This window comes from Nocardioides sp. SLBN-35 (assembly GCF_006715725.1).
GTDB lineage: Bacteria > Actinomycetota > Actinomycetes > Propionibacteriales > Nocardioidaceae > Nocardioides.
In genome coordinates, this window is sequence record NZ_VFNU01000001.1 from 1,510,738 (window position 1) to 1,522,852 (window position 12,115).

At 72.1% G+C, this 12,115-nt stretch carries 9 protein-coding genes; 6 read left to right on the plus strand and 3 right to left on the minus strand.

Annotated features, from left to right (window positions below; translation table 11 throughout):
• Positions 1–4: 4 nt before the first annotated feature.
• Positions 5–1,132 carry a glutamate--cysteine ligase gene (locus FBY23_RS07345; RefSeq protein WP_141797549.1) on the minus strand — a complete coding sequence of 376 codons (1,128 nt, stop codon included), beginning with the start codon at positions 1,130–1,132 and terminating at the stop codon, positions 5–7.
• Positions 1,133–1,178: 46 nt separating this feature from the next.
• On the opposite strand from FBY23_RS07345, the gene FBY23_RS07350 reads away from it, so the two are divergent.
• Positions 1,179–2,522 (plus strand): threonine/serine exporter ThrE family protein, encoded by a 1,344-nt coding sequence (locus FBY23_RS07350; protein ID WP_141797550.1) that lies wholly within the window; start codon positions 1,179–1,181, stop codon positions 2,520–2,522.
• A gap of 3 nt (positions 2,523–2,525) precedes the next feature.
• Here the strand turns inward: FBY23_RS07350 and FBY23_RS07355 are convergent, their stop codons facing one another.
• Positions 2,526–3,143, minus strand: coding sequence for a TetR/AcrR family transcriptional regulator (locus FBY23_RS07355; RefSeq protein ID WP_141797551.1), 618 nt, complete (start codon positions 3,141–3,143; stop codon positions 2,526–2,528).
• Positions 3,144–3,183: 40 nt separating this feature from the next.
• Here FBY23_RS07355 and FBY23_RS07360 point away from each other — a divergent pair, with 40 nt between their 5' ends.
• The 5 genes from FBY23_RS07360 to hrpA all read left to right on the plus strand — a co-directional run bounded on the left by FBY23_RS07360 (position 3,184) and on the right by hrpA (position 11,083).
• Complete coding sequence (locus FBY23_RS07360; protein ID WP_141797552.1) at positions 3,184–4,713, plus strand: NAD(P)/FAD-dependent oxidoreductase; 1,530 nt, start codon at positions 3,184–3,186, stop codon at positions 4,711–4,713.
• Positions 4,710–5,546, plus strand: a complete 837-nt coding sequence (locus FBY23_RS07365) for an SDR family oxidoreductase (RefSeq protein ID WP_141797553.1) — start codon at positions 4,710–4,712, stop codon at positions 5,544–5,546. Before FBY23_RS07360 ends, FBY23_RS07365 begins: the two co-directional genes overlap by 4 nt.
• Before the next feature lie 26 nt (positions 5,547–5,572).
• Positions 5,573–6,679, plus strand: coding sequence for an aromatic acid exporter family protein (locus tag FBY23_RS07370; RefSeq protein WP_260805809.1), 1,107 nt, complete (start codon positions 5,573–5,575; stop codon positions 6,677–6,679).
• Positions 6,680–6,707: 28 nt separating this feature from the next.
• Positions 6,708–7,148, plus strand: a complete 441-nt coding sequence (locus FBY23_RS07375; protein WP_160158187.1) for an SRPBCC family protein — start codon at positions 6,708–6,710, stop codon at positions 7,146–7,148.
• Positions 7,149–7,222: 74 nt separating this feature from the next.
• Positions 7,223–11,083, plus strand: coding sequence for an ATP-dependent RNA helicase HrpA (gene hrpA / locus FBY23_RS07380; protein ID WP_141797555.1), 3,861 nt, complete (start codon positions 7,223–7,225; stop codon positions 11,081–11,083).
• A 312-nt stretch (positions 11,084–11,395) separates the two neighbouring features.
• Here the strand turns inward: hrpA and FBY23_RS07385 are convergent, their stop codons facing one another.
• Positions 11,396–11,995, minus strand: coding sequence for a hypothetical protein (locus FBY23_RS07385; protein WP_141797556.1), 600 nt, complete (start codon positions 11,993–11,995; stop codon positions 11,396–11,398).
• Between the last annotated feature and the right edge of the window lie 120 nt (positions 11,996–12,115).

The following is a 12,115-nucleotide window of genomic DNA, read 5'->3' on the forward strand; positions in this document are numbered from 1 at the left end:
GGAGCTAGAGTCCGGCCTTCAGCTCGGTGACGACCGAGTCGACGACCGCGACCAGGTCGTTGCCGGTCCGCTCGGCGACCGCCCGCTGGCGCACGTACGACGGCCCGCGGGTCGCGATGTCGAGCACCGAGGCGAGCTCGGCCTCGCAGCCCAGCCGGGCGGCGACCGGCTCCAGCCGGGGGACCAGCTCGGCCAGGTCGTCGGTGACGAGCCGCTCGTCGGACGCGGCGTCGAGGATCACGATCGCGTCGACGCCGTACCGCGCCGCCCGCCACTTGTTCTCCTGCACGTGCCACGGCGGCATCGTGGTCAGCGTCTCGCCGGCCGCGACCCGCTCGTCGAGCCAGACGACAAGGCAGTGCATGAGGGCGACCAGGCCCTGCATGTCGGCAAGGGTGGAGACGCCGTCGCAGATCCGGTTCTCGAGCGTGCCGTGCTTCATGGCGGGGCGCAGGTCCCAGCGGATCTCGCTGAGCTCGTCGATCACCCCGGTCGTGAGCTGGTCGTGCGCGAAGTGCTCGAACTCCTCCCAGCGCTCGAACTGGAACGGCAGTCCCGCGGTCGGCAGCTGCTGGAACATCAGCGCGCGGTTGGACGCGTAGCCGGTGTCGACACCCATCCAGATGGGCGAGGACGCCGAGAGCGCCTGCAGGTGGGGGTAGTAGGTGAGCAGGCCGTTGAGGACCGGCAGCACGCGATCCTTCGCCGGGAGCCCGACGTGGACGTGCACGCCCCAGATCAGCATCTGCCGGCCCCACCACTGCGTGCGGTTGATCAGCTCGGCGTACCGGTGGCCCTCGGTCAGCTGCTGCCCGGTCCAGTCCGCGAAGGGGTGCGTGCCCGCGGCGTACAGGTCCAGGTCGAGGTCGTCGGCGGCACTCGCGACGTACTGCAGCGTGTCGCGCAGGTCCGCCATTGCCTCGCCGACCGTGCCGCACACGCCGGTGACCACCTCGACGGTGTTCTTCAGCAGCTCCTTGTGGAGCTTGCCCGGCGCGGGCATCCGGGGCTTGGCCCGGGCGAAGAGGTGGGCGGCGTCGTTGCGGAGGTCGCGGGTGCGGCGGTCGACCAGCGCGAACTCCCACTCCACCCCCAGCGTCGGCTCGGCCGAGCCGTGGAAGTCGATGCGCACGCGATCAGCGTAGAGGTGCCGCGCGGCCACCTGACAGAGTTGGGGCATGGACGACCTGCGGACCCTCCACCGCACGCTCGACCTGTGCCTCAAGGTCGGGGAGGTGCTGCTGTCCTCGGGCGCCGGCGCGCCCGACGTGGTGGCGACGATGCGGGCCCTGGCCCGGGCGCTCGGCGTACGCCACACGCAGGTGGACGTCACCTTCACCTCGCTGGCGATGAGCGTCCAGCAGGGACCCGACGAGCCGCCCGTGGTCCAGCTGCGCGCGGTCACCCAGCGCGAGATCGACTACGAGGACCTGACCCGGGTCGACCACATGGTGCGTGACGTCGTCGCGGGGGAGACCGACCTCGAGGGTGCCCGCACCGAGCTCGCGCAGATCGTGTCGTCGGGGCACTCGCGGCCGCGCTGGGCCGCGACCCTGGGGTGGGGCGCGATGTGCGGTGGCGTCGGGCTGCAGCTCGGTGGCAACCTGGTCGTCGTACTCGTGGCGACGCTGGCCGCGATCTGCATCGACCGGCTCCAGCTGCTGATGACCCGGCGCCGGCTGCCCGGCTTCTACCAGCAGGTCGCCGGCGGCGTGGTCGCCACCGTGCTCGCCGCGCTCGGCACCCGGCTCGCCGAGCCGTGGGTGCACCTCAACGCGTCGCTCGTCGTGACCGCCAACATCATCATGCTGCTCGCCGGCATCGGCTTCATGGGCGCGGTCCAGGACGCGCTCTCCGGCTTCTTCGTGACCGGCGGCGCGCGGATCCTCGAGGCGGTGCTCGCGACCGCCGGCATCATCACCGGGGTCAGCGGCGGGCTGTCGCTGTGCGCTGCGGTCGGCCTGGAGATCCCGCGGCTGACGTTGCCCAGGCTCGACCTGGTCGGGGTGTCGGCCGTCGCCGTGGGCGGCGCGATCGGCGCCGCGGCGTTCGCCTTCGCGTCGTACGCACCCCTGCGCACCCTGCTCCCCGTCGGCCTGCTCGGCGGCTTCGCGATCGCCGCCACCGAGGCGATGTCCGAGATCGGCGCCGGGCGCACCTTCGCGGTCGGCCTGTCCGCCTTCGTGATCGGCCTGTTCGGCTACACGGTGGGCCGCCGGTTCCGGGTCCCGCCCCTGGTCGTGGTGGTCTCGGCCGTCGTACCCATGCTGCCCGGACTCTCGATCTACCGCGGCCTGTTCCTGCTCGGGCAGGAGGGCAGCCAGCAGGCCGCCCAGGGCCTGCTCGCCATGGTCACCGCCGCCTCGGTCGCCATCGCGCTGGCCTCCGGCGTGATCCTCGGCGAGTACGTCGCCCAGCCGGTCATGCGCGAGGCCCGCCGGGTCGAGGCCCGCCTGGCCGGTCCCCGCCTGGTCGGCGTCACCCGGGCCCGCCGGCGCGGCAGGTCCTCCCGCCGCACCTGATCGTCAGGGGAGGGTGTCGACGAGGGCCGGGAGCGAGGTGGTGATCACCTGCAGCAGGTCGTCGCGGGAGAGGCCCGCGGGGGAGTCGCACCAGGTGAGGACGAGGTCCTCGACCATGGCCTGCCAGGCGTGGATGAGCAGGCGTACGGCGGGTGTGTCGGGGATGACCAGGCCGCCGGGGTCGGCGGTGAAGAACCGCTCGGCGAGCGCCGCGAAGGTGGTCTCGTAGATCGCGCGGAGGCTGTCGTTGCCGGCGGTCGCGCCCTTGACCAGCGAGCGGTAGCCCGCGTGGTTGGCGACGACGTAGTCGACGTACCCGGTCAGCGAGGCGAGCAGGCGCTCCATCGGCTCGCCCTCCTCGGGGGGCGCGGTGCGGGCGTAGAGGTCGTCGGCGGCGTGCTGGACGACGGCCTCGTAGAAGCCCTGCTTGCCCCCGAAGTAGTGGTACATCAGCCCGCGCGAGATGCCTGCCTCCTCGGCGAGGAGGTCGATGGAGAGCTCGTCGAGGGAGCGGGTGGCGAGCAGCCGGACACCGAGGTCGAGCAGCTGGGTACGCCGTTGCGCCGGCGAGAGCCGGGTGCGCGGGGCGGGGGAGGGCGTGGCGGGCGTCACGCCGGGCATTCTATTGACAGATGTTCAATAACGCCAATAGCGTCGTGCCATGAGCTCCAGCAGCGCGGGTCGCACCCAGGTCGACCACCTCATCGTCGGCGCCGGCTTCGCCGGGCTCGCCGCAGCCATCAAGCTCGACGAGGCCGCCGAGCGCGACTTCGTCGTCATCGAGAAGGACAGCGACGTCGGTGGCACCTGGCACATCAACACCTATCCCGGTGCCGAGTGCGACGTGCCGAGCCAGCTCTACTCCTACTCCTTCGCGCTGAACCCCGACTGGTCGAAGGTGTACTCGCCGCAGCAGGAGATCTGGGAGTACACCCGCAAGGTCGCCGAGAGGTCCGGCACGCTCGACCGCTTCGTGTTCGACACCGCCGTCCTCGACGCGGCGTGGGACGAGCAGGCGCAGCGCTGGATCGTGCGCACCGAGGGCCCCGCCGGCGTCAAGGAGTACGCCGCCCGCACCCTCATCGCCGGCGCCGGCGGGCTCTCCGAGCCCCGCCTGCCCGAGATCGAGGGCATCGACTCGTTCCAGGGCGAGATCTTCCACTCGGCTCGCTGGAACCACGACGTCGACCTCGCCGGCAAGCGGGTCGCCGTGATCGGCACCGGCGCCTCGGCCATCCAGCTCGTGCCCGAGCTGCAGAAGGTGCTAGCCGAGTCGGGTGGCCACCTCGACGTCTACCAGCGCACGCCGAACTGGGTGATCCCGCGCAACGAGCGCTCCTTCAGCTCCTTCGAGAAGGCCGTGTTCAAGCGGGTCCCCGGCGCCCAGCGCGCGCTGCGCGCCCTCGTCTACGGCACCCTCGAGTCCCGTGTCCCGGCGTTCGCGAAGTTCCCGCAGGCGATGCGCGCGGTCGAGATGCAGGGGAAGAGGAACATCGCCAAGGGCATCACCGACCCCGAGCTGCGCCGCAAGGTCACCCCCGCCTACCGGGCCGGCTGCAAGCGGATCCTGATCTCCAACAAGTGGTACCCCGCGCTCGATGCCGACAACGTCGACCTGGTCACCTCTCCCGTAGCCAAGGTCACCGGCAACGCCATCGTCACCGCCGACGGCGTCGAGCGGCCGATCGACGTGCTCGTCGTGGCCACCGGCTTCTATGTCACCGAGCCCCCGATCGCCCGCCACATCACCGGCCGTGCCGGCGTCACGCTGGGCGAGCTGTGGGACGAGAGCGGCATGGCGGCCTACAAGGGGACCACCTTCCACGGCTTCCCCAACCTGTTCCAGATCGTCGGTCCCAACACCGCGCTGGGCCACTCCAGCATGATCTTCATCATCGAGTCGCAGGTGAAGTACGTCGTCGAGGCGGCCCGGGCGATGCGCCGCGAGGGCCTCGCCGCGGTCGAGCCGACCCAGGCCGCGCAGGACGAGTGGACCGCCGAGATCCGTCGCAGGATGAAGCCCACCGTGTGGCAGACCGGCGGCTGCGCCAGCTGGTACCTCGACAAGTTCGGCAACAACACGACCCTGTGGCCGGGTCAGACGTTCACCTTCCGGCAGCACCTGAGCAAGTTCGACCTCGACCGGTACGACGTCGAGGTGTCCCACCAGCGAGAGGCAGTCAGCGCGTGAAGAACCTCAACAACAAGGTCGTCGTCATCACGGGTGCGGGATCGGGCATCGGCCGCGCCCTGGCCGTGAACCTGGCCGGCAAGGGCGCGCGGCTCGCGCTGTCCGACGTCAACGAGGCCGGCCTGGCCGAGACCGCCGAGCTGGCCTCCGGGGCGGGCTCGCCCGACGTGCAGACCGCCCGGCTCGACGTCGCCGACCGCGAGGCGTTCGCGTCGTACGCCGCTGCCGTGGCCGACCACTTCGGTCAGGTCAACGTGGTCATCAACAACGCCGGCGTCGCGCTGGCCGGTGACGTGGTCGACCTCGAGTACAAGGACATGGACTGGATCGTCGGCATCAACTTCTGGGGCGTCGTGCACGGCACCAAGGAGTTCCTGCCGCACCTGATCGCCTCCGGCGAGGGCCACGTGGTCAACCTGTCGTCCCTGTTCGGCCTGCTCGCGATGCCCGGCCAGAGCGCCTACAACGCGACCAAGTTCGCCGTGCGCGGCTTCACCGAGGCGCTGCGCGAGGAGATGCTCATCGCCGGCCACAACGTCGGCGTGACCTCGGTCCACCCCGGCGGCATCAAGACCGCGATCGCCCGCAACGCCCGGGTCTCCGACAAGGAGGACCAGGCCGCCACGGCGAAGCTGTTCGACGAGAAGCTCGCCCGGATGACCCCCGAGCGGGCCGCCGAGATCATCGTCAAGGGCATCGTGAAGAACCAGGCCCGGGTCCTCGTCGGCCTCGACGCCCACGCCCTGCACAACTTCCAGAAGTTCACCGGCTCGCGCTACGAGGACGTCGTCGCGCTGCTCTCCAAGAGGGTCCTTCCGGCCAAGGCCGTCTGACGCCGGAAGCCCACTAGGGTTGCCGTGTGGAGGCGGTGACCGACGGAGTCCTGGACCGGATGTGGTCGCGCAGCCGCCTGTCGCTGCGCGGCCGCTTCGACCGGTGGCGCGAGAAGCTGTGGGTCGTCGGGCAGTGCTCGATCGCGGCCGGCCTGGCCTGGTTCGTCGCGCACGACCTGCTCGACCACACCCTGCCGTTCTTCGCGCCGATCGCAGCGGTGCTGTGCCTCGGCACGTCGTACGGCCAGCGGCTCCGGCGCGTCGTCGAGGTCACCCTCGGCGTCGCGATCGGCGTTTTCATGGCCGACGTCCTGGTCTCGGGCATCGGCTCGGGCGCCTGGCAGCTGGCGCTGATCGTGTTCCTCTCGATGTCGATCGCGCTCTTCCTCGACGCCGGGATCATGTTCGTCTCCCAGGCCGCCGTCCAGTCGATCGTGGTCACGGTCCTGCTGCCCGGCGCCGAGGGCTCGTTCCTGCGCTGGACCGACGCCGTCATCGGCGGTTGCGTGGCACTGCTCGCCGCGATGGCGGTCCCGGCCGCGCCGCTGCGCCGGCCCCGCGAGCAGGCCTCCGCCGTCGCCCGCAAGATCGCCCAGCTGCTGCGTGCCGCCTCCGACGTGATGGTCGACGGCGAGGTCACGCCGGCGCTCGAGCTGCTCGCCGACGCCCGGACCACCGACCGGCTGATCCGCGAGCTGCAGGCCGCGGCCGAGGAGGGGATGGCCGTCGTCAGCTCCTCGCCGTTCCGGATCCGGCACCGCGAGCCGCTGCGGCGGATGGTCGAGCTGGTCGACCCGCTCGACCGCGCTCTACGCAGCACCCGCGTGCTCGTGCGGCAGACCACGATCATCGCCTACCGCCGCCTGCCCGTGCCGTCGTCGTACATCGGGCTCACTGCGGACCTCGCCTCGGCCGCGGACGCCATCGCCCGCGAGCTGCACGCCGACCGGGTCGCGATCGCGGCCCGCGACGAGGTGCTGGCCGTCGGGGCGGCGACCGGGCAGGTCGAGCGCAGCGACATCCTCACCGCCGAGGCGATCCTGGCCCAGCTGCGCGCGATCGTCGCCGACCTGCTCATGGTCACCGGCATGGGCCAGCTCGAGGCGACCGACGCGCTGCCCCCTCCCCGCTGAACCTGTGACGGCGTGTCACACTTCCGCGGTGAGCAACGTGGTGGAGCAGAGCGTCGAGATCGCGGCGCCGATCAGCAAGGTGTTCGCGTACGTCGACGACTTCAGCACCACGAAGGACTGGATGTACGGCCTCAGCAAGATCGAGCCGGTCACCGACCAGCTCCACGGCGTCGGTGCCCAGTACGACGGCGTGATGAAGGTCGGCGTACCGCTCAAGGCGCGCATCGAGTGCACCGCGTGGGAGCGGGACCGGCTGCTCGAGCTGACCTCGGTCAAGGGCGTGGAGACCACGCAGCGCTGGAGCTTCACCGACCTCGGCGACGACCGCACCCGGGTCGATGCCTGGATCTCCTTCACCCTGCCCGGCGGCCCGGCCGGCAAGGCGATCGCCGGCGCGGTCAAGCCCGTCGTCGGCATCGCGGTCAAGCACTCCAGCGAGGCGCTGGTGCGCAACGTGGAGTCGCTCTGAGGCGGGAGTCGGGTGGGTGAGAGTGACCTCTGGATCACTCTCACCCACCCAACCCCGGCAATAATGGGCGCGCTGTGAAGATCTCCTACCCGCCCGACCTCCCGGTCAGCGCCCGACGCGACGACATCGCGACCGCGATCCGCGACCACCAGGTCGTGATCGTCGCCGGCGAGACCGGCTCCGGCAAGACCACCCAGCTGCCGAAGATCTGCCTCGAGCTGGGACGCGGCACACCGGGCGAGGACGGGCGTCCGCGGATGATCGGGCACACCCAGCCGCGCAGGATCGCGGCCCGCTCGGTGGCCGAGCGGATCGCCTCCGAGCTCGGGACCGATCTCGGTGACCTGGTCGGCTACCAGGTCCGGTTCACCGACAAGACGTCGAAGCAGAGCCGGGTCAAGCTGATGACCGACGGCATCCTGCTGGCCGAGCTGCAGCGTGACCGGCTGCTGCGCCGCTACGACACGATCATCATCGACGAGGCCCACGAGCGCAGCCTCAACATCGACTTCCTGCTCGGCTACCTGCGCCAGCTGCTCCCCAAGCGCCCCGACCTCAAGCTGGTCATCACCTCGGCGACCATCGACGTCGAGCGGTTCGCGAAGCACTTTGACGCTCCCGTGGTCGAGGTCTCGGGGCGCACGTACCCGGTCGAGGTGCGCTACCGCCCGCTCATGGACCTGCCCGAGGACGACGAGGACGGCGAGCCGATCGTCCGGGACCAGACCGAGGCGATCGTCGACGCGGTCAAGGAGCTCTCCGCCGAGGGGCCGGGCGACATCTTGGTGTTCCTCCCCGGCGAGCGCGAGATCCGCGACACCGCCGAGGCGCTCGCGCCGCTCGGGAACGGCATCCGCGGCGTCGACGTACTGCCCCTCTTCTCGCGCCTCTCCGCCGCCGAGCAGCACCGCGTCTTCGCCCCCGCCAAGGGCTCCCGGCGCCGCGTCGTCCTGGCCACCAACGTCGCCGAGACCTCGCTGACCGTCCCCGGCATCCGCTACGTCATCGACACCGGCGTCGCCCGCATCTCCCGCTACTCCGCGCGCACCAAGGTCCAGCGCCTGCCGATCGAGCCGATCAGCCAGGCCTCCGCCAACCAGCGCTCGGGCCGCTGCGGTCGCGTCGCGGCCGGCATCGCGATCCGGCTGTACGCCGAGGAGGACTTCGAGGCCCGCCCCGAGTTCACCGACCCGGAGATCCTGCGCACCAACCTCGCCTCCGTCATCCTCCAGATGACCTCGCTGGGCCTCGGCGACATCGAGCGGTTCCCGTTCGTCGAGCCGCCCGACCGGCGCAACGTCCAGGCCGGCACCCAGCTGCTCGAGGAGCTCGGCGCGGTCACCTCCGGCGCCCGCCAGGGCGAGCTGACCAAGGTCGGCCGCCGCCTCGCCCGGCTGCCGATCGACCCGCGCCTGGGCCGGATGCTGCTCGAGGCCGAGCGCCTCGGCTGCGTGCGCGACGTCCTCGTCATCGTCGCCGCCCTCTCGCTGCAGGACCCGCGCGAGCGGCCCGGAGCCGACCACCCGACCGAGCGCGCGCAGGCCGACCAGCTGCACGCCCGCTTCAAGGCCGAGGGCTCCGACTTCCTCTCCTGGCTCAACCTGTGGCGCCACCTGCGCGAACAGCAGCGCGAGCTGTCGAGCAGCGCGTTCCGCCGGATGTGCAGGCGCGAGTACCTCAACTACCTGCGGGTGCGCGAGTGGCAGGAGTTCGTCGCCCAGCTGCGGCAGGTCACCAAGGAGATGGGGGTCCGGCTCGAGGCGCCAGCCCCGGTGGTTGAGGTGCGAGGAGCGCCAGCGACGAGCCTCGAAACCCCCGACGCCGACGGCATCCACCAGGCCCTGCTCTCCGGGCTGCTCTCCCACATCGGCGTGCTCGAGGAGCGCGAGAAGCCGGCCCGGTCGGGGCCGGGCGCCCGGAAGGACAACCGGCGCCCCGGCCCACGCGAGTACCTCGGCGCCCGCGGCGCGAAGTTCGCGATCTTCCCCGGCTCCGGCCTCGCCCGGAAGAACCCGCCCTTCGTGATGGCCGGCGAGCTCGTCGAGACCGGCCGGCTCTGGGCGCGCCAGAACGCCGCGATCGACCCACGGTGGGCCGAGCGGCTCGGCGCCCACCTGGTCAAGCGGACCTACTCCGAGCCGGCCTGGTCCCGCAAGCGGCAGGCCGTGATGGCCCGCGAGCGGGTCACGCTGTACGGCGTACCGCTGGCCGCCGACCGGGCCGTCTCCTACGGCAAGGTCGACCCCGACCTGTCGCGCGAGATCTTCATCCGGCACGCGCTCGTGTACGGCGAGTGGGACACCCGGCACCGCTTCTTCCAGCAGAACCGCCGGCTGCTCGCCGAGGCCGAGGAGCTCGAGCACCGCGCCCGTCGACGTGACCTGGTCGTCGACGAGCACACGCTCTTCGACTTCTACGACGCCCGCGTCCCCGAGGGGATCGTCAGTGGCGCGCACTTCGACCGCTGGTGGAAGGACGCCCGGCGCGCCCAGCCCGAGCTGCTCACCTTCGACCCGGCGATGCTCACCCACGACACGGCCGAGGAGGTCCGCGAGGCGGACTACCCGGAGTCGTGGTCGGTGACGGGGGGACTGACCTTCCCGATCAGCTACCACTTCGAGCCGGGCGCGAAGGACGACGGGCTGACCATCGACATCCCGGTCGCCACCCTCAACCGGGTCGACGACGACGACTTCTCCTGGATCGTCCCGGGACTGCGCGAGGAGCTGGTCACCGAGCTGATCCGCAGTCTCCCGAAGGCGCTACGGGTCAGCTTCGTCCCGGCGCCGAACACGGCGCGCGAGTTCCTGGCCGCCGTACCCGCGGGGGAGGAGGCGCTGCTCACCGCCCTCGAGCGCTACCTGCGCTCGACCACCGGCGTGCACGTCCCGCGCTCGGCCTGGGACCTCGCCTCGCTGCCCGCGCACCTCACGCCGAGCTACCGCGTCGTCGATGAGCGGGGAGCGGTTCAGGGCCGCGGCAAGTCGCTCGCCGAGCTCAAGGCCCCGCTGCAACCGCAGTTCGAGCGCGCGATGGCCGCGGTCGCCTCCGACACCGGCGTCGCCCGCACCGGCGAGACCGACTGGGTCTTCGACGAGATCCCCGTCACCGCCACCTGGACCCGCGCCGGCCACGAGGTCGAGGCGTTCCCCGGCCTGGTCGACGAGGGCAGCACCGTCGGCCTCCAGGTCTTCGGCTCCGCCGACGAGCGCGACGCCCGGCACCGGCTCGGCGTGGTCCGCCTGGCCCTGCTCGCCCTGGGCTCGGCACCCCTCGCCGGCGTGCTCGATAGCCTCGGCAACGCCGAGAAGCTCGGCCTCGCCGGGACGCCGTACGCCGGCGTGCCCGCGATCCTCGACGACTGCCTGCGCGCCGTCGTGGTCGACGCCGTCGACGCCCGGCCCGCCGTGCGGAGCCGTGCGGCGTACGACGACCTGCTGGCCGCCGTGCGCGCGTCCGCCGCCGCGGGGGTGCGCGAGGTGCTCGGCGAGCTGCTCCGCGTCCTCGCGACCTGGCGCGAGGTCGACCGCCTGCTCAGCGGTCGCGCCGACCTGCCGATGCTGCCCGCGCTGACCGACCTGCAGGGCCAGCTCGCCCGTCTCGTCCATGACGGCTTCGTCGGTGAGGCCGGGCTCGTCCGGCTGCGGCGCTACCGCACCTGGCTGGCGGCGATGCGCGAGCGTCGTACCGCCCTCGAGACCGGCGGCCCGGCCGTCCTCGCGAAGGACCGGCAGCGCATGGACGTCCTCCAGCCGCTCCAGGACGCCTATCTCGCCCGGGTCGGCGCCCTGCCCGACGAGCGCCCCGCCGGCGCCGGCCTGCGCGCGATCCGGTGGATGCTCGAGGAGTACCGGGTCTCCCTGTGGGCCCAGCAGCTCGGCACCGACGGCCCGATCTCTGACGTGCGGATCCGCAAGGCCCTCGACGCGCTCTGACCGCGACCCGGCGCGAAGTGGCTCTGCAATCGGGCCGACCCGGCAGAAAGTCGCGTCGAAAACCCGCCGACCCGGCAGAAAGTGGCTCGACCGGGCGTCACCTTCTGCCGGGTCGACGCGCTCTCCGGGCAACTTCGCGCCGGGTCGGCCCGATTGCAGAGCCACTTTCTGCCGGGTCGGCGGGAGAGGTCGAGCACGCCGGACCGGGAGCGCCTCACGGCGCAGGGCCGCTCGTAGCGGCTGAATTTGGGACCCGGGGCTGCCGCGGCCCGGCGTGCTCGATTGCCTATTCTACGGCCTCGGAACCAGTGCTCAGGCCAACCGGCGCGCGAGCTCCAGGTGTCCGGCCGCCTCGAGCTGCTCGCCGAGCACGAGCATCCGCCGGACGTCGGCGTCGGGTACGTCGTGCAGCGTGGCGCGGCCCGCCGCGACGACGCGGGCGAAGGCGGCGGCCCGGAGCAGCACGTCGGCGAACTCGCCAGCGGCGATCCCGCGGAGCACCTCGTCGACCATGGCCCGCAGCTCGTCGGGCCCGGGCGGGTCGGCGACCCCGGCGACGACGCGGGCGAACTCGGCGCGGCTGCGGCCGGCCTCGAACTGCCGGGCGACCCCGGCCGGGTCGGCGTACACCCACGCGCGGAGCAGGTAGAGCCGCCACAGGCAGCCGGCCAGGGAGTCGGCGGCGGCGTGGGACCAGACCTCGGCGATCGCCTCGATGCCCTCGGTGTCGGCGAGGTGGACCAGTCGTTCGGCGACCCCGGCGTCGTCGCTGGTGCGAGCGCCGCGGATCAGGAGCACCGCGGCTCTCTCGGCGGCCTCGGCGAGCAGCGCGGGATCGGCGGCGCCGACGTACTCGTCGAAGAAGGCGGCCTCCCGCGGTGCGGGGCGGTGGTGACGCCGGTGCTCGGACACCCACTCACTCTAGAACCACGCGCCGCAGGGAGCCCTGTGACCGGCCGGTAGGGTTGCGGCCGTGGGTCGGTTCACGTGGCGGACGGGTGCAGTCGTTGTCGGGGTCGCTCTGGTGGTCCT